16 protein-coding genes are annotated in these 17,720 nt (G+C 75.6%); 9 read left to right on the forward strand and 7 right to left on the reverse strand.

Going from position 1 to position 17,720, the window contains the following annotated elements; all coding sequences use genetic code 11:
* Positions 1-1,246, reverse strand: a 1,246-nt coding sequence (locus tag PYV61_RS07795) for an HRDC domain-containing protein (protein ID WP_275830054.1), incomplete at its 3' end; no start/stop codon positions are given.
* A gap of 179 nt (positions 1,247-1,425) precedes the next feature.
* On the opposite strand from PYV61_RS07795, the gene PYV61_RS07800 reads away from it, so the two are divergent.
* The 4 genes from PYV61_RS07800 (at position 1,426) to PYV61_RS07815 (ending at position 5,062) form a co-directional block, all read left to right on the forward strand.
* On the forward strand, positions 1,426-2,871 hold the full coding sequence (locus PYV61_RS07800; RefSeq protein WP_275830056.1) for an AI-2E family transporter: 1,446 nt from the start codon (positions 1,426-1,428) through the stop codon (positions 2,869-2,871).
* 5 nt (positions 2,872-2,876) lie between these two features.
* Positions 2,877-3,287, forward strand: coding sequence for a thioesterase family protein (locus PYV61_RS07805; protein WP_275830058.1), 411 nt, complete (start codon positions 2,877-2,879; stop codon positions 3,285-3,287).
* Between the two features lie 200 nt (positions 3,288-3,487).
* Positions 3,488-4,234: an alpha/beta fold hydrolase gene (locus PYV61_RS07810; RefSeq protein ID WP_275830060.1), complete on the forward strand. Its 747-nt coding sequence runs from the start codon at positions 3,488-3,490 to the stop codon at positions 4,232-4,234.
* Between the two features lie 174 nt (positions 4,235-4,408).
* Positions 4,409-5,062, forward strand: coding sequence for an isoprenylcysteine carboxylmethyltransferase family protein (locus PYV61_RS07815; protein WP_275830062.1), 654 nt, complete (start codon positions 4,409-4,411; stop codon positions 5,060-5,062).
* A 78-nt stretch (positions 5,063-5,140) separates the two neighbouring features.
* Here the strand turns inward: PYV61_RS07815 and PYV61_RS07820 are convergent, their stop codons facing one another.
* Positions 5,141-5,404, reverse strand: coding sequence for a ferredoxin family protein (locus PYV61_RS07820; protein WP_275830064.1), 264 nt, complete (start codon positions 5,402-5,404; stop codon positions 5,141-5,143).
* A gap of 246 nt (positions 5,405-5,650) precedes the next feature.
* Here PYV61_RS07820 and PYV61_RS07825 point away from each other — a divergent pair, with 246 nt between their 5' ends.
* Together PYV61_RS07825 and PYV61_RS07830 are read left to right on the forward strand one after the other, a co-directional pair.
* The gene (locus PYV61_RS07825; RefSeq protein ID WP_275830066.1) at positions 5,651-8,773 is read left to right on the forward strand and encodes a basic secretory protein-like protein; all 3,123 of its coding nucleotides are present in this window, start codon (positions 5,651-5,653) and stop codon (positions 8,771-8,773) included.
* A gap of 185 nt (positions 8,774-8,958) precedes the next feature.
* Positions 8,959-9,366, forward strand: a complete 408-nt coding sequence (locus PYV61_RS07830; protein WP_275830068.1) for an energy transducer TonB — start codon at positions 8,959-8,961, stop codon at positions 9,364-9,366.
* A 75-nt stretch (positions 9,367-9,441) separates the two neighbouring features.
* Here PYV61_RS07830 and yhbY read toward each other — a convergent pair whose 3' ends face one another.
* From yhbY to PYV61_RS07845, 3 genes are all read right to left on the reverse strand, one after another.
* Positions 9,442-9,753: a ribosome assembly RNA-binding protein YhbY gene (gene yhbY, locus PYV61_RS07835; RefSeq protein ID WP_275830070.1), complete on the reverse strand. Its 312-nt coding sequence runs from the start codon at positions 9,751-9,753 to the stop codon at positions 9,442-9,444.
* A 199-nt stretch (positions 9,754-9,952) separates the two neighbouring features.
* Positions 9,953-10,366, reverse strand: a complete 414-nt coding sequence (locus tag PYV61_RS07840; RefSeq protein WP_275830072.1) for a hypothetical protein — start codon at positions 10,364-10,366, stop codon at positions 9,953-9,955.
* Between the two features lie 373 nt (positions 10,367-10,739).
* Entirely contained in the window at positions 10,740-11,450 is a 711-nt protein-coding gene (locus tag PYV61_RS07845; protein WP_275830074.1) for a M23 family metallopeptidase, read from the reverse strand.
* A 175-nt stretch (positions 11,451-11,625) separates the two neighbouring features.
* Between PYV61_RS07845 and PYV61_RS07850 the strand changes: the two genes are divergently transcribed.
* Complete coding sequence (locus PYV61_RS07850) at positions 11,626-12,222, forward strand: hypothetical protein (protein ID WP_275830076.1); 597 nt, start codon at positions 11,626-11,628, stop codon at positions 12,220-12,222.
* Positions 12,223-12,291: 69 nt separating this feature from the next.
* On the opposite strand, the gene PYV61_RS07855 is transcribed toward PYV61_RS07850, so the two are convergent.
* Positions 12,292-13,953: an alkaline phosphatase family protein gene (locus PYV61_RS07855; protein WP_275830078.1), complete on the reverse strand. Its 1,662-nt coding sequence runs from the start codon at positions 13,951-13,953 to the stop codon at positions 12,292-12,294.
* Between the two features lie 107 nt (positions 13,954-14,060).
* Between PYV61_RS07855 and PYV61_RS07860 the strand changes: the two genes are divergently transcribed.
* Both PYV61_RS07860 and PYV61_RS07865 read left to right on the forward strand, forming a co-directional pair.
* The gene (locus tag PYV61_RS07860) at positions 14,061-15,092 is read left to right on the forward strand and encodes a DUF4956 domain-containing protein (RefSeq protein ID WP_275830080.1); all 1,032 of its coding nucleotides are present in this window, start codon (positions 14,061-14,063) and stop codon (positions 15,090-15,092) included.
* Positions 15,089-16,183, forward strand: a complete 1,095-nt coding sequence (locus PYV61_RS07865; RefSeq protein WP_275830082.1) for a hypothetical protein — start codon at positions 15,089-15,091, stop codon at positions 16,181-16,183. Before PYV61_RS07860 ends, PYV61_RS07865 begins: the two co-directional genes overlap by 4 nt.
* A gap of 129 nt (positions 16,184-16,312) precedes the next feature.
* Here the strand turns inward: PYV61_RS07865 and PYV61_RS07870 are convergent.
* A partial coding sequence (locus PYV61_RS07870) for a capsule assembly Wzi family protein (protein WP_275830084.1) occupies positions 16,313-17,720 on the reverse strand: 1,408 nt, incomplete at its 5' end.

Here is a 17,720-nt window from a genome sequence, read left to right on the forward strand (position 1 = left end):
CGGGGGGCGCGGCCGCAGGCGCCGCCCCGTCCGACGCCGGCGCGGCGGCCGCGCCGGCGACGATCCGCGCCACCTCGCGCAGCTCGGCGAGCAGCGACTCGCCCAGCTCCGCCACCTGCCAGCGCCGCAGCTCGGGCATCGCCGCGAGCTCGTCGAGCGTGGCCGGGTTCTTCCGCGCCACCGCCTCCAGCCGCTCGCGCGACAGCAGCACGCCCGGGTCGAGGTCGAGGCGCTGCGCCGCGTCGTCGCGCAGCCCGCGCAGCCGCGAGACGCGCGCGTCGAAGTCGGGGTCGCGGTCCCACCGCGGCGCGCGCGGGAAGCGCGGCAGCTCGGCGTCGGGGACGGCGACCCCGCGCGCGACCGCCTCCAGCATCTCCGCGCCGCGCGACTCGAGCGACCCGCGCGGCACGCCCTTGATGGAGGCCAGCTCCTCGCGCGTGCGCGGCGCGCGGCGCGCGATGTCGAGCAGCACCTCGTTCCCGGCCACGCGGAAGGTCGAGCGGTCGAGCTGCGCCGCCACGCCGTCGCGCCAGATCACCAGCTCGCGCAGCAGCGCCAGCTCGCGCCGGTTCAGGTCGCGCGCGCCCTTGAGCTTCAGGAACGCCTGCGACGCGTCCTCCTCCGCCCACCGCGTCCCCTCGAGCCGCGCGAACTCCTCCTCCGCCCACGCCAGCCGCCCCGCCTTCTCGAGCTGCGCCCGCAGCCGGTCGCGCAGCTCCGGGAGGAAGCGCGTGTCCTGCGCCGCGTAGTCGAGCATGTCGGGCGTCAGCGGGCGCATCGACCAGTCGGCGCGCTGGTGCTTCTTGTCCAGCTTCACGTCGAACTCGCGCTCCAGGAGCGCCGCCAGCCCGAAGGCGCGCAGCCCGAGCAGCTGCGCCGCGATGCGCGTGTCGAACAGCGGGCGCGGGTGCCACCCGTAGTCCTGGTGCAGCAGCCGCAGGTCGTAGTCGGCGTCGTGGAAGACCACCTCCACGTCCGCGTCGGCCAGCAGCTCGCCGAGCGCCGGCAGCGGCCCCACGGCCAGCGGGTCGAGGATCGCGCTCGTCTCGGCGCCGTCCCCCGCGCGCGCGGTGAGCTGCAGCAGGTAGATGCGGTCGACGAAGCGGTGGAAGCTCGCCCCCTCGGTGTCGAGCGCCAGCAGCCGCACGTCCCGCAGCCCGCGCAGGAAGTCCTCGGCGGCCGCGGGGGTGTCGAGGTAGCGCACGGCGTCGGACGCGCGCTTCGGGCTGGGGGCGGACTTCGACACGTCGTGTCGCGGGGAGCGTGGGGGGGGGAGGGGCGCCGCGGAACGTCGCGCGGCGCGGGGGAGGCGCCGGGGGCGCCGGCGCCGGTTAATGTAGCGCGCGCCCGCCGCGAGGCATCCGTCGCGGGGGGCCCGCCCCGGGGCGCCGCCGGGGGGGCACCTGCCTTGCGCTCACGCCCGCCATGACCGAACCCAACGACCCGCCCGGCGCCCCCGGCCCCGGCGAGCCCGCCGGGCGTCGCCTCGTCGACGTCCCCCCGTCCGGGCCCGCCGCCTCCCGCCCCATCGCCGCCCCCCCGATCGGGCAGCGCGAGCGCCGCATCCGCAACGTCGGGTGGCGCAGCCGAGACGTCATCCGCGCCGCGGCGCTGGTGTTCGGCCTGTACGTCGTCGGGCAGCTGCTCTGGTTCGCCAACTCGCTGGTCTTCGTCGTCTTCCTCGGGACGCTGTTCGGCCTCGCCGTCGGGGCGGCGGTCGACCGCCTGGAGCGCGCCGGCTTCCGCCGCCGCGGCGTCGCCTCGGCGCTCATCGTCTTCGGGACGCTCGGCGCGCTGGTCGGCGTCGGGGCGCTGATGGCGCCCACCCTCACCGAGCAGTTCGGGGTGCTCCGCCGCCAGATCCCGGCGGCGCTCGACCGCGCGCAACGCTGGGTCGACACGCACCCGAGCAGCCCCGTGTCGATGGTCGTGAAGTCGATGACCGCCCCGCAGCCCGGGGCCGCCGGCACGGGGGGCGCCGCGCCCACGACCACCACCACGACGACCACCACCACGACCACCCCGGCCCAGGGCACCCCGGGGCGCCCGGGCGCCGTCCCCGCCCAGGGGACGCGGACGGTGCAGTCGGGGCAGGCGTCGCCGGCCGGGGGGGCGCAGCAGCCGCAGGGCGGGGGCGGCGACGCCGGCGCCCCGTCGGCCACCGAGACACTGACCGCGAAGCTCGGCGGGCAGCTCAGCCGCGCCTCGGGCTACCTGTTCGGCTTCCTGTCGTCGGTCGGCACGGTCACCGCGGGGCTGGTGCTGATCATCTTCCTGGCGATCTACATCGGCGCCGAGCCGCAGACGTACCACGACGGGCTGATGCACCTCTTCCCGCACCGCGCGCGGCGCCGCGCGGGGGAGGTGCTGACCGAGATGGCGACCGTGCTGCGGAAGTGGCTCGTCGTGCAGCTGATCGCGATGGTCGCCATCGGCGTCGTCACCACGGTGGCGATGCTGCTCCTGAACGTGAAGGCGGCGTTCGCGCTCGGCTTCATCGCCGGGCTGCTCGAGTTCATCCCGACGGTCGGGCCGATCCTGAGCGCGGTGCCGGCGATCGCCATGGGCTTCGTCGACGGCCCCGAGAAGGCGCTCGCGGTGCTGGCCGCCTACTGGGGGATCCAGTTCCTCGAGAACAACCTGCTGATCCCGGCGCTGATGCGCGGCGGCATGGACCTGCCGCCGGCGCTGACGCTGGTCGCCCAGGCGCTGATGACGCTCGTCTTCGGCTTCCTCGGGCTGATGGTCGCGGTCCCGCTGACGGCCGCGGTGCTGGTGCCGATCAAGATGCTCTACGTGCGCGACGTGGTCGGCGACGACGTGCCGCTCATGAGCGACGGCACCGAGGACGACGGCGACGACGAGGACTGACGCCGATGGCGCACGAGCTCACCTACCACGTCTACCCGACCGACTGCGACGTCTTCGGGCACGTGAACCACGCGACCATGATCACGATCCTCGAGCACGCGCGCTGGGCGCTGCTCGAGACGGTGATCCCGCTGCGCGACGTGACGCGGCGCGACCTGTGGGCCGACGGCGTGTGGTCGGTCGTGCGCCACGTCGACATCGCCTACCACTGGCAGTCGCTCCCCGGCGACGACCTCGTGATCCGCTCCGGGCTCGCCGGCGTCGGGCGCACCAGCTACCGCATCCGCCAGCAGGTGCGCCACGCCGCGACCGAGCGGGTGCACGCCGAGGCGACGATCACGTTCGTGTGTCTCGATCAGGAGGGGAGGCCGGTCCCGGTCCCGGAGCGGTGGAAGTCGGTGTTTCCCACCTGGTAGGGCGTTCTCAGATACGGCGTTCTCAGGTGCGGCGTTCTCAGGTGAGGCGTTCTCGGATGCGGCGTGAACCACGACCGACGGGCGCAGGTCACGCCGTACCAGACCACGCCCCATGAGACTACGCCGTACCAGAGAACGCCGTACCAGAGAACGCCGTACCGGAGAACGCCCTTCAGAGAACGCCTCACCAGAGCACGCCCTTGCTTCTCGTCCTCATCCACGGCTTCCCCCACGCCGGCGCCTTCTGGACCCCGGTCGTCGACCGCCTCCGCGCCCGCCCCGACCTCGCCGGCTGGCGCGTCGAGGCCCCGGACCTGCGCGGGTTCGGCGCCGCGCCCCCAGAGCCGCCGCTCACGCTCGATCGGCACGCCGACGACCTGGCCGCGCTGATCGAGCGGGCGGGCGAGCGGCAGGCCGTGGTGTGCGGCCTCTCGATGGGCGGCTACGTCGCGTTCGCGCTCTGGCGGCGGCATCCGGAGCGGGTGCGCGCCCTCGTCCTCGCCGACACGCGCGCCGGCGCCGACGACGAGGCGCAGCGCGCCAAGCGCGTCGCGCTCGCCGAGACGGCGCGGCGCGAGGGGGCGGCCGCCGTCGCCGAGTCGCAGCTGCCGGGCGCGCTGGGGCGCACCGCGCGGGCCGGGGAGCCGGCGCTCGCCGAGGGGCTGCGCGCCCTGATGGCGTCGGCGAGCGTCGACGGGATCGTGGGGGCGCTCGAGGCGATGCGCACGCGCCCCGACTCGACCCCGCTCCTCCCCGCCATCACGGTGCCGACGCTGGTCGTGGTGGGGGCGGAGGACGTGCTCACCCCGCCCCGCGACTCGCGGGCGATGGCCGACGCGATCCCGGGCGCGACGCTGGTCGAGATCCCGGCCGCGGGGCACGTGAGCGCGTGGGAGCGCCCCGACGCCTTCGCGGACGCGCTCGCCGACTTCCTGCGCGGTCTCTGACGAATTCGTCAGAGAGGGAATCCTCGCGCGCCGGGCGGGTATGCTTGAAGCCGTCCCGGGGTCCGGACAGCTTCCGGTGTTCTGCCCGGGACGACGTCGGCACCTGCCTTGCCCTTGCCGTCGGTCGCGCCCGTGCCCGATCCGAGCCCTTCCCCACCCCTCCGCTCGTCGCCGGTGTCTGCAGCCCCCATCCGAGAGCTCCACGCGCCCGCGTCGGCGCCGCTCGCCGACAAGTGCGCCGCCGAGTGCACCCGCTCCGCCGAGCTGGGGGCGGTGCTGTTCCGGAACCGGGGGTGGCTCCCCGTCCCCTTCTTCGCCGTCCCGCTGCTCGTCCCGGGCGAGCAGGGGCCCGCGACCTGGGCCGCCGGCGCCGCGCTGGTGGCGGCCGGGGAGGCGGTGCGGCTGGCGGGGGTCGCCGCCGCCGGCACCGTCACGCGGCGCCGCTCGCGCACCGTGCAGCGGCTGGTGACGTACGGGATCTTCGGCTGGATGCGGAACCCGCTCTACGTCGGGAACTTCCTCGCCTGGATGGGCGTGGTGGTCGCCTCGGGGGTGCTCTGGTTCCTCCCCGTCGCGCTCCTCCTGTTCGCGCTCGAGTACTCGCTGATCGTGCGCTACGAGGAGGGGGTCCTCGAGTCGATCTTCGGCGGCGAGTACCTGGCCTACAAGGCGCGCACGCCGCGCTGGTTCCCGCGCCCGCCGGCGGCGCCCGAGTCGGGCCCGCACCACTGGGGCGAGGCGTGGCGGAGCGAGGTGTCGACGCTGCTCCAGTACGTCGCGATGGCGGGGGCGCTGGTCGCCAAGCAGGTCTTCCTCGACCGCGCCTGACCCGCGCCTGACCCGGAACGTCCGAAGGGCCCCCGCCGCGCACCACGCGGCGGGGGCCCTTCTGCGTCGCGGCGCGGCTCAGCGCGTCGGGCGCGCGGGCGGGGCGTCGCTCTTGAAGACGTCGCGGTTCTTCGCGATGTACGCCTGCAGGCTCCCCGGCACGTCCTCCTCGGGGAAGATCGCCGTCACCGGGCACTCCGGCTCGCACGCCCCGCAGTCGATGCACTCGTCGGGGTGGATGTAGAGCTGGTCCCCGCCCTCGTAGATGCAGTCCACCGGGCAGACGTCCACGCAGGACTTGTCCTTGACGTTGATGCAGGCTTCGGTGATGACGTACGGCATGGGCGTGGCGCCGGGGAGGGAGGACGGAAGGGTTCGGCCGCGAAAGATAGAAAGGCGCCGCCGAGGGCGACAAGCGCGGCGCCACGCGCCGCGGCGCGGCAGGCGGCGAACGCGCCCCCGCCCTCGCGGGTTCCGGGCCGCCGCCGGCCGCGCGTAGGGTGTTCCCGGGCATGGCTGTTGCCCCCCTGAGCCCTGCTCCGCCGCCGACGCGTCCGCGGTGCCGGCGGCGTCACCCAGGAGGGAGGCATGTCTGCCCACGTTCCCGTGCGCCCGCGCGCCCGCGCGGTCGCGGCGGCGCTGCTGGCGGCGCTCGCGCTGCTGGCCGCCGCCGCGCCCGCGACCGCCGGCGCGCAGTACTTCGGCCGGAACAAGGTCAACTACGAGACCTTCGACTTCCGGATCCTCGCCACGCCGCGCTTCGACGTCCACTACTACCCCGAGATCGCCGAGGCGTCGCGCGACGCCGGGCGGATGGCGGAGCGGTGGTACGCGCGGCTCTCGCCGTTCCTGCAGGACTCGCTCGGCCGCCGGTCGCTGATCTTCTTCGCCGACCAGCCCGACTTCCAGCAGAACAACGTCACCGACATCGAGAGCGAGGGGACGGGCGGCGTCACCGAGGGCTTCCGCTCGCGCGTCATCATGCCGTTCACCGGCGTGTACCAGGACAACCACCACGTCCTCGGCCACGAGCTGGTGCACGTGTTCCAGTACGACCTCGCCGAGAAGGCGGGCGGCGTGCAGCGGCTCAACGCCCTCCCCCTCTGGCTGGTCGAGGGGATGGCCGAGTACCTGTCGCTCGGGCGCGAGGACGTGAACACAGCGACGTGGCTGCGCGACGCCGCGCGCCGCAACGACGTGCCGACCATCAGGCAGCTCACCACCGACCCGCGCTACTTCCCGTACCGCTACGGGCAGGCGCTCTGGGCGTACGTGGGCGGGCGCTACGGCGACCAGGCGGTGGTGGACGTCTTCAAGCAGTCGCTCCGCCACGGCTTCGAGGGCGGCATCCGCCGCGTGCTCGACATCTCGACCGACCAGCTGTCGAAGGACTGGGGCGCGGCCATCAAGGGCGCGTACCTCCCGCTGATGGCCGGGCGCACGGCCCCCGACAGCACGGCGAACCTGGTGATCGGGCAGCGCAACCGCCGCGGCGGCGAGTACAACCTCGCGCCGGTGCTGAGCCCCGACGGGAAGACGGTCGCGTTCTACTCGTCGCGCGGGCTGTTCGACATCGACCTCTACGTCGCCGACGCCGAGACGGGGCGCGTCATCCAGCAGCTCGGCTCCCTCAACCGCGCGCGCCACTTCGACGCGCTGAGCTTCATCGCGTCGGCCGGCAGCTGGAGCCCCGACGGGCGGCAGCTCGCCTACGTCGTGTACCGCGAGGGGGACCAGGTCATCGACGTGTACGACCTCGACCGGCGGCGCTCGGTGCGCACGCTGCGCACCCCCGACGTCGGCGCCGCGCTCGACCCGGCGTGGAGCCCCGACGGGCGCTACATCGCCTTCTCGGGGAACAAGGGCGGGATCAGCGACCTGTTCCTGTACGACCTGCAGACCGACCAGCTGCAGCAGCTGACGACCGGGCGCGAGGCCGAGCTGCAGCCGACGTGGAGCCCCGACGGGCGCACGATCGCGTTCGCGACCGACCGCGGCCCCGGCACCGACTTCGAGCGCCTCACCTTCGCGCCGATGCGGCTCGCCACGATCGACGTGCAGTCGCGCGAGATCCGCGTGCTGCCGGGGTTCGTCGGCGCGCGGCACATCAACCCGAACTTCTCCCCCGACGGGCGGTCGCTGTACTTCGTGGCCGACCCGGACGGCTTCTCCGACGTCTACCGGCTGGACCTGACGACCGGCGCGCGGGCGCGCGTGACGCGCGTCGCCACCGGCGTGTCGGGGATCTCGCGCCTCTCCCCCGCCCTCTCGGTCGCGCGCGCCTCGGGGCGCGTCGCCTTCACCGTGTTCGACCGCGGCGGCTACAACGTCGTGCGCCTCGAGGCGAACGAGGCGCAGGGGACGCCGGTCGACAGCGCGGGCGTGCGGGCGATCGCCGAGGGGACCACCGGCGGCACCGGCGGCACCCTCCCGCCGACGACCAACGCCACGCAGAGCCGGATCGAGCGCTACCTCGCCGACGCGGCGACGGGGCTCCCGTCGACCAACGTCGCGTTCCGCGAGGAGGGGTACAACTCGAAGCTCCGCCTCGACTTCATCGCCCCGCCCACCATCGGCGTGGGGACGAGCAGCGTGTTCGGCACGCAGGTCGGCGGCGGCATCGGCGTCGCCTTCTCCGACAACCTCGGGAACCGCAGCCTGCAGGCGGTCGTGCAGGCGCAGGGGCAGCTGCAGGACATCGGCGGGCAGCTGTTCTACCTGAACCGGCGCACGCGCTGGAACTGGGGCGGCGGCGTGGGCCACATCCCGTTCCTGACGGGCTACACGACGGCCGGCCAGCGCGAGGACGGGCAGTTCGTCTACCGGCAGGTGCTGCAGCGCATCTTCATCAGCAACGTGCAGGGGCTCGCGCAGTACCCGCTCGACGTCACGCGCCGCTTCGAGTTCTCGCTCGGCGCCACGCGGCAGGGGTACAGCCAGCAGGCGCTCGACATCATCGTCGACGACTTCGGCAACCCGGTCGACCAGGACCGCCGCGACATCCCGTCGCCCGAGGCGATCTACTACGCGCAGGGGAGCGCGGCGTTCGTCGGCGACTACACGACGTTCGGCCTCACGTCGCCGCTGGCCGGGGGGCGCTACCGCTTCGAGGTCTCGCCGACGGTCGGTACGCTGCGCTTCACCACCGGCACCGCCGACTACCGGCGCTACTTCCGCACCCGGCCGGCGACGTTCGCCTTCCGCGGGCTGCACTTCGGCCGCTACGGGCGCGACGCCGAGGACTCGCTGCGCCTCGCGCCGCTGTACGCGGGCTACGGCACGCTGATCCGCGGCTACGACGTGGCGAACAACATCGAGGCGAACGAGTGCGGCAACGCCGCCGACGCGCGCGGGTGCCCCGTGTTCGACCGCCTGGTCGGCAGCCGCATCGCGGTGGCCAACGCCGAGCTGCGCATCCCGCTGCTCGGGCCGGAGGGGCTGGGGCTGATCCGCACCAACCTCCTGCCGATCGAGCTCGCGCCGTTCGTCGACGCCGGCCTCGCGTGGTCGAGCGCGCAGTCGCCGTCGTTCGAGGTGCTGCGCGGCGACGCGGCGCGCAACAACCCCGCGCGCGTCCCGGTGTTCAGCACCGGCGTGGCGGCGCGCATCAACGTCCTCGGCTTCGCGGTGGTGGAGGCGTTCTACGCCTACCCGTTCCAGCGGCCGGACAAGCGCGGGCACTTCGGCTTCAACCTGGCGCCGGGGTGGTGAGCGGCTGAGCGCCGCCGCGCGGACGGACGGCGGGGAGACGGCGGCGGGCCGGCGATGACGACTGCGTCATCGGCCGGCCCGCAGTCGCGTTAAAGAACGGCGGGGGATCGGCCGATCTTCGGAAGTGTCAGGGCGCGTCGCGCGCCGACCCCACTTCCGCCCATCCCGCTCCAGGAGCTCCCGCCATGCCCTCGTCCGATCGTCGCGTCCGCCGTCTCGCCTCCGCCGCCGCCGTCGCGTTCGCGCTCTGCGCGGCCCCGCGCCTCGCCGCCGCGCAGGGGGAGGTGTACGGGGGCGAGGACCTGTCGTCGCCGCCGAAGCTCGTCTCGGCCGCCGCCACCGCCCGCCTCGTCGCGCGGTCGTTCCCCGAGGACCTGCGCACGTCGGGCAAGGGCGGCACCGTGAACGTGCAGTTCGTCATCGGGAAGGACGGCAAGGTCGAGCCGACGAGCATCGAGGTGCTCGAGACGCCCGCGCCGGCCCTCGGCACCGCCGCCAAGTCGGTCGTCGAGAAGATGATGTTCGTCCCCGGCAAGAAGGACGGCAGCGCGGTGCGCGCGCGCGTGCAGCTGCCGATCGTCTACAAGCCGTGACCTGAGCCGTCCGCACGCGAAGCGCCCGCCGGTCGTCGACCGGCGGGCGCTTCGTCGTTCCGGCGCCCGGGCCGGTCAGCGGCGCCAGGGCGGCAGGTCGCCGTGCTTGCGCTTGAGCTCCGGGTTGTGGCGGTAGAGCGTCGCCGTCTTCCCGATCACCTGCACCACCTCGGCGGCGACGGCGGTGGCGAGCGCGTTGGCGGCGTCCTTCACCGGCACGTCGGCGGACCTGGTGAGCTGGATCTTCACCAGCTCGTGCGTGCGCAGCGCGTCGTCGAGCGACTGGAAGACGGTGGGGGAGAGCCCCTGCTGGCCGACGTGGACCATCGGCTCCAGGTGGTGCGCTTCGGCGCGCAGGGCGGCGCGCTCCTTTCCGGTCATGGGCATGTGCTCGGTCCTCTCGTCGGCGTTGGGGCGGGCGCCCTCACCCAACGCTAACGGGACGGCGCCCCGGGAGCACGGGCGCGGCGCCAGGGGCGCGGGGCCACGGGCGCGGCCCGCCCAGGCGCGCCGACGCGCGAACGCCCCGCGCGCCGCCTCGCCGCGCGCGGCGTGCGCGCGCGTGCGTGCGTCGTGCGGGCGGCGATCAGATCGCGCGCGCGCCGGTCACCTGCCACGTGCGCTTGCCGATCTGCAGCGTGCCGCTCACCCCCGCCTCGTCGGTGCGCAGCGTCAGCTTGCCGCGCCCCTCGGCGGTGACGACGGTGGCGACGAGCGCCTCGCCCTGCACCTGCACGTCGGTGATGCCCGACGCGTGCTGGTCGACGAGCAGCATCCCCATGAGCTGCTGCCCGTTCGGCTCGATGAGCACGCGCGCGTCGAGCACGTCGCCCTGCTTCTGCGCGATCGTCACGCGGTACACGCCCACCCACTTCGCGGCGGTCGTCGCGGCGGCGGTGTCGGCGGGCGCCGCCGGCGTGTGCGCGCGGGCGGCGAGGGGGGCGGCGACGGCGACGACGGCGGCGGCGGCGAGCAGCGAGCGGCGGAAGAAGGCGCGCATGGGACGTTCCTCGATGACGAGATGGGTCCGGCCGGAATCCGCGGCCGGGACGGGCGCACCGCGTGCGGCGCGCCGTCGCGTGGGGGCGCGGCGACTGCAGCGTGCGGCGACGCCGCGGGGCGGCCGGCGTCGGAATCTCCTTACGCGGTGGGCGGAATCCGGTTTCGACCAGTTTCGCGATCCCGTGTCCGCGGCCCGGCGACGCGCCGCCGTGGCCCCGCGTGCCCTCTTCGACACGGCGCGCCGCGCGACGGTTGCTCGTCGGCGGCGCGCGGAGTTGTTCGCGACTCGTTCGCGCGCCGTGCGCGCGAGATGTGCTCGCCGTGTGCTCGACGTGCGCGCGAGCGCCGCGCGACGGCGGTGCGGCGCGCGTCTACGGACGCGGCTCGGCTTCGAGCACGGGCACGGTCGGCCGCGGCACGCCGACCCGGGTCGGCGTCGGCGATTGCGTCTGCGTCTGCGACGGCGCCGTGCGCGACACCACGCGCGCGCCGTCGCCGGCCGCCTCGCGCAGGTACGGCAGCGGGTCGATCGGCACGCCCTCCCAGTAGCGGCGCGCGTCGAGCAGGCGCGCGACCTGGAAGTGCAGGTGCGGCACGTCGGGCGGCGCGTTCCCCGTGGTGCCGACGAAGCCGATCGTGTCGCCGCGCTGCACGGGCATCCCCTCGGCGATCCCGTCGCGGTAGCGCTCGAGGTGCGCGTAGTAGTAGACGAAGCGCTCCTCGGGGTCGACCGCGTACACCGTGATCCCGCCGAGGGCGTTGGAGCGCAGCTTCAGCAGGCGGCCGTCGTCGGCGCTCAGCACCGGCGTGCCGCGCGGCGCCATGATGTCGACCGCGAGGTGCAGCCGCTCCCCGCGCCCGTCGGCGAAGGCGTCGCGCACCTGCGCGGCCCGCACGCCGGCCACCGGCATCGCCAGCCGCCGCGCGCGCAGCGCCGCCGCGACCTCCTCCGACGGCGGCGCCGGGATCGACGCGACCACGGGGACGCCCGGGCGCGGGGCCGGGACGAGCCCGGGCGCGCACGCGGCGGCGAGGAGGACGGACGCCCAGAGGGCGGGGCGGGAGGCGCGGACGGCGGGCACGGCGGGGACGGCGGAAGCGGGGATCTGCGGGGGGGACGACCCGCCCCGCCCAAGGTCTCGCGGGTGCCCCCGAAGTCAACCGCGGCGCCGCGGCACCCCTCCTGCCCCTCTGCACGGCCGTGGCCGCCCGCGACGTGGCGGCACCGACCACCGCCGCATCCGACCGGAGGACCCCATGCGACGACTGACCCGCGCCCTCGGCGCGCTCGCCCTGACCCTCGCCGCCGCCGGCGGCGTGGCCCTCGCCCCGGCCGACGCCGCGGCCCAGGGGAAGGGGCGCAAGTCCTTCCAGGACAACGGGAAAGAGTACCGGAAGGCCGTCAAGCGGCAGGCCAGGGCGGAGCGCCGGTACGAGCGCCGCCTGGACCGGCGCGGCCGCGACGACCGCCGCTGGGACGACCGCCGCGACCACCGGTGGGACGGCCGACGCGTCTACGAGACCCGCCGCCGCCCCGTCCGCACCTACAACGCCGGCGCCTCCCGCGTCCCCCCCGGCCACCTGCCACCGCCGGGGCTGTGTCGAATCTGGATCGACGGTGTCCCCCCGGGGCGACAGCCGCGCCCGACGAGCTGCGGCTACGCGGAGCGCTACCGGCCGGCCAACGCGCGCGTGATCTACGGCGACCGCGCCCGGCGCGACGACCGCGACTACGGGCGCGTCTACGACCGCGACGGCCGGGTCTACGACTCGCGCGACCGCCGCGACGGCCCGGTGGTGCGCGAGCCGCGCCTGCCGATCCCGCGGGCGCCGCTGCCGCCGAGCTGGCCCTGAGGGCTGCGTGCGACCTGCGACCTGCGAGCTACGCCCAGGGTCGCGGGTCGCAGCTCGCAGGTCGCAGGATCACCGCAGCACCTCCCCCAGCACCCGCCCGTCGAGCGGCTCGGCGGGACGCACGCCGAGGACCCTGGCTAGCGTCGGCGCGAGGTCCACGGTGCGCGCCGGCCCGTCGTGGCGCCCCGGCCGGAACGGCGCGCCCCACAGCACCAGCGGCACCCGCGCGTCGTCGTCGGTCGGGGTGCCGTGCTCCGCGGCCACGCGCGCGCTCCACACGCTCCCCGAGTCGAGCGTCGCCACCAGCGGGATCGGGTAGTCGGGGGGGAGCGAGTGCAGCCAGCGGCGCGCCACCGCGTCGCGCGCCGTGTCGGCGCGGGCGAGCGCCTCCACGCGGTCCACGCGTTGCACCCCCGGCACCGCGCGCAGCGCCGACTCGGCGGCCGCCACGACGTCCGCCTCCTTCACCCGTCGCGCCTCCAGCGCGCGGCGGTCGAGGTAGAGCGCGCCGTTGTCGAGCAGCGCCGCCCACGGCGACACGCCGCGCGACTCGAGCAGGCGGCGCACGGGCGCCAGCGCGGCCTCCGGGTCGACGCGGCGCGCGCCGCCCCCCGCCGTCTCGGGCATGCGCGTGACGCCGTGGTCCGACGTCAGCGCGACCACCACGCGCGACGGGTCGCGCCCGGCGAGCAGCGTGTCGAGCAGGCGCCCCACGGCGCGGTCGGCGCGCAGCACCGCGTCGTGCAGCTCGCGCGAGTCGGGGCCGTACTGGTGCCCCGCGGCGTCCACCGTCGACAGCGACACGACCAGCAGGTCGGCGCGCGCCGACTCGCCGAGCTTGAGCGCGCGCACGCCGGCGAGCGCGAGGTCGACCGTGAGGTCGTCCATGTACGGCGTCGCGCGCACGTAGTCGGCGGCCGCCGCCGGGTCGGCGGGGAGCGGGTGCGGGAAGGGCGCCGACCGCCCGTTCGGCGCCGGCACCGTGCGCGGCTCCGGGTAGGCGCTGTCGGGGAGCAGCGGCGTCCACGCCTTCCCCGCGAGCCCCTGCGGCAGCGCGCGCGCGTTGAACGACTCGACCCACGCCGGGAGGCGGTCGCCGTACCAGCGGCTGGTCGTGAAGCGACCGTTGGTCGCGTACCAGTACGCCTGCGCCGTCGGGCGGTCGCCGCCGCGCGCGCGGGCGCGCCCGACCGGGAGGATGGCCCCGCGGTCCTTGCGCGACACCGCCAGCACCTGCGTGCGCCCGTCGCGCGCGACCATCCAGTCGGCGAGCGTGGTCCCGCGGAAGCGGCGCGGCGACGCCGGCTCCCCCGCCCCGCTGTCGGCGCCCACCAGCGGGCTCGCCGGGTCGTCCACGCCGAGGATGTTGCCGATGATCCCGGTGGAGCGCGGGTGGCGCCCGGCGAGCAGCGTCGCGTGCCCGGGGGCGGTCTCGGTGATCGCGTGGTCGTGGACCGCCCGCGTCAGCACCGCCCCCTCGCGCGCCAGCCGCCCGATCCCGCCGGTGAGCTGCGGCGCGAAGCGGGTCAGGTAGTCGGCCCGCATCTGGTCGACGACCACGAGGACCACCAGCGTCGGCCCCTGCTGCCGCGCCCGCGCGGCGCGCGTGTCGGCGGGGCGCGCCTCGGCGGGGCGGGTCCCGGCGGCCTCCGGCGTCGCCGCCGCGGCCAGCGAGAGCAGCGTCGGCACGACCAGGTCGGCCGCGAGGCGGAGCGCGGGCGGGAGGGGCATGCCCGAATGTACGGCGCGACAGGCGCGCGGGTTACGGCGCGCCACGCCGCGCTGGCGCCACCGCCCGGGCCGTCGTATCGTCGCGCAGCCCTCCTCGCCCGGACTCCATGCCCGCCTGGCTGCGCCGGCTGCTCCCCGACGACCCGCTCCTCCTCCGCATCGTCGGCTACTACGCCCTCCTCCTCGGGGGCGGCGCGCTGCTCTGGCGCCGCGCCCCCGAGGGCGCGCTCGACGCCTTCGCCCCCGCCATGCTCGCCGGCGACGGGACGCTCTCCGCCCTCCTCCGCGGCGAGACGCCGCCGGCCACCGCCGCCGCGGCCGCCCCCCCAATCGCGCTCGAGGCGCTCGGCGCCGCCGTCGCCGCCTTCGCGCTCGCGCTCCCCGTCGCGTGGACGTACATGCTCACGCGCGAGCGGAAGGGGTACCGCCAGAGCACCGTGCACACGCTCGTGCTGCTCCCCGTCGTCGTCGCCGGCGTCGTCGTGCTGGTGAAGAGCAGCCTCGCGCTCGCGTTCAGCCTCGCCGGCATCGTCGCCGCCGTGCGCTTCCGCAACACGCTCGACGACAGCAAGGACGCGACGTTCCTCTTCCTCGCCGTCGGCCTCGGGCTGGCGGCCGGGGTCGAGCTCGACGTCGCGCTCGTGTTCTCGGTGATCTTCAACGCGTCGACGCTCGCGCTGTTCTACACCGACTTCGGGCGCACGCCGCCGGCGGTCGAGGGGGAGCGCGCCAAGCGCCAGCTCGAGCGCGCGATGGCGATCGCCAACCGCACGAGCCAGTTCGTCGCCCGCGTCGACGACGAGGTGCTGCGCACGCTGGCCCCGGCGCAGCTCGACGCGCTGGCGACGCGCGTGCGCCGGCGCCGCCAGGAGTCGGGGGCCGCGCTCCCGTCGGTCCCCGAGAACGAGTACGACGCCCGCCTGCTAGTCGAGACCACCGACGCGTCGGCCGCGCGCGCGCTCGTCGAGTCGGTGCTGCAGGAGCGCGTGAAGCGCTGGACCCCCGACGACGGCGAGGACGCCGACGGGCAGCTGCTCGCCTACCACGTCCGCTGGAAGAAGGGAACCCCGCCCGACGCGGTGCTCGACGCCGTGCAGGCCGAAGCCACCCCGTTCGTCGTCCGCGCGGAGGTCGCATGATGCGCCGCCTCGTCCTCGCCGCCTGCCTCCTGGCGCTCGCCGCGCCGGCCGCGGCGCAGGAGAAGAAGCCGAAGAAGGCGAAGAAGCAGGACGGGCAGGGCCAGCAGGCCGGCCCGCCCAAGCCGTACGCGCCGAGCGCGCTGTTCGCGTCCGACTCGGTGCTGCACTTCACGCTGGTGACCGACTTCCGCGCCCTCGCCGGGCAGCGCGACACGCTGCGCCCCAAGGGCTACGCGGGGACGGTGCGCGTGGGCGGCGGCGACGGCGAGAAGGCGGTGCCGGTGCAGGTCTACACGCGCGGCCACTTCCGCCTGCGCCCGGACCGGTGCTCGTTCCCGCCGCTGCGCGTGGTGTTCGACAAGGGGACCAGGGGCACGCCGTTCGACGACCAGAAGGCGCTCAAGCTGGTCACGCACTGCCGCGACGGCTCCGAGGAGCACGAGGAGTACGTGCTGCGCGAGTACCTCGCCTACCGCGCGCACCAGGTGGTGACGCCGGCGAGCTTCCGCACCCGCCTCGCGCGCGTGCGCTACGTGCGCCAGGGCGACACCACGAAGGTCGTCGAGCGGTGGGGCTTCCTGATCGAGAGCGAGCGCGAGATGGCGCGCCGGCTCGGCGGGCGCGTGCTGGAGGCGAAGGGCGCGCTGTTCGAGAACGTCACCCCCGACTCGGCGGCGTCGGTCGCGATGTGGGAGTACTTCCTCGGCAACTCCGACTGGTCGCTGTCGGCGCTCCACAACGTGCGGCTCGTGCAGCGCGGCCCCGAGGACATCGTCGCGGTCCCGTACGACTTCGACTTCTCCGGCTTCGTCGACACGCGCTACGCCACCCCCGACCCGTCGCTCCCCATCAAGACGGTGCAGGAGCGCCTCTGGCGCGGCCCCTGCCTCTCCCCCGCCGCCGCGGCCGCCGCCGCCGCCCCGTACGTCGCGCGCCGCGAGGCGCTGGAGCGCGTCCCCGTCTCGCTCCCGATCGACGGCGGCTGGGGGGAGCGCGCGCAGCGCTTCATGCGCCGCTTCTTCGACGACGTGAAGGACCCGGCGCGGTTCGCGGAGCAGACGAGGCGGGGGAAGTGTCCGGTCAGTAACTGACTCGGGTACGGCGGGAGTCGCTACAGCGGGAGTCGAAAGGGCGGGAGTCGAAAGGGCGGGAGTCGCAACGGCGCGGTGCGCACGAACGACTCCCGCTTTCGTGACTCCCACTGTGGCGACTCCCGCCGTTCAGAAGCGGACCACCGCTCCGGCTTCGACGTATGGCCGCGTCGCCGCCGGCCGCGCGCGACTGAACCCGCCGTTCGTCACCCGCTCCACGCCCGCGCGCGCCCACCAGCCGCGTCCCGCGCCGGGCGCGTCGCGACGGCCCTCGAGCGCGGCGCGCGTGCGCCCCTCCTTCACGCCGGGGCCGCCGACGCGGACGAAGTCGAAGCCGTCCTCGTCGACGCTCGTCACGCGCGAGCGCCACTGGCTGGAGTCGCGCACCTCGTGCGTGAGCGTGCCGCGCCAGGTCGTGCGCACGTCGGGGCGCCAGGTGAGCGCGGCGGCGCCGGCGCTGGCGGCGGGGCCGAGCGGGCTGCCGACGAGGCGGCCGTGGTAGGTGAGGCCGTCGGTGAACTGGTAGTGCTGGCCGAGGCGGAGCGAGGTGTGGTGCCACTGCGCGTCGAGGGCGAGTGAGCCGTCGTCGCGCAGCCGCGGCACCGACAGCGCGAACAGGTGCCCCGTGTCCTCCCACAGCATGCGGCGCACGCGGCGCAGGTCGAAGTCGTCGATCGCCGCCTCCCACGCCAGCGACGCCGAGCGCCAGCGCGGGACGCGCACGCGCACCTGCGCGTTCGCGACCTTGTTGGTCGCCAGCGGATCGCTCCCCTCGTCGACGATCCAGAACAGGAAGGGCGCCAGGTCGCGCACCCGCTCGGACCCCGACAGCGCCGGCGCGCCGCGCCCGCCCTGCTGGCTCATCAGCCCCGCCCCCACCTCGAGCCACGGCGCCGGCGCGACGTCGAGCTTGTAGGCGACCAGCTTGGAGTGCGGGAACTCGCGCCCGCGTCCCAGGTCGGCCGCCAGCAGCTCGAACCGCCACCGCCCCAGGTGGCGCAGCACCCACGGGAGCGCGAACGCCGTGTCGGCGGCGACGCTCACCGCGCGCAGCGGCTCGGCGTTCCCCGACAGGAACAGGGAGCGGGCGCCCCCCATCCCCCAGCGGCGCTCCTCCATCCCGACGTGCAGCGCGACGTTGCGCGCGACCACGCGGGCGCCGAGGCGTTGCGGGGCGAGCTGCGCGCGCGTGCGCCCGTCCGCGTCGGCGATCAGCGACAGGCGCGGCTGCGCGACCGCGGCCAGCCACCCGCCGACGCCGAGCGCGTGCGACGTCTCGAGCGACAGCGCGCCGCCGCGCGGGAGCGGGCGTCCGGCGCGCCCGTCGAGCGCGGGGGTCGAGACGGCGCGCACCGCCCCGATCCCGTTGTCGCGCGGCACCGGACGCCCGTCGGCCCGGCTCAGCACCCCGTGCAGGGCCGCCATCTCGACCGCGCGGCCGGAGACGCGGGGCGTCGCCGGCGCGGCGGCGCACCCGTCGGCGGTCGGGGTGCCGGGGGCGTGGGCGGCCAGGAGCGTCGCGACCAGCGCGTCGGCG

Source organism: Roseisolibacter sp. H3M3-2, from assembly GCF_029211165.1.
In the GTDB taxonomy this organism is placed as follows: domain Bacteria; phylum Gemmatimonadota; class Gemmatimonadetes; order Gemmatimonadales; family Gemmatimonadaceae; genus Roseisolibacter.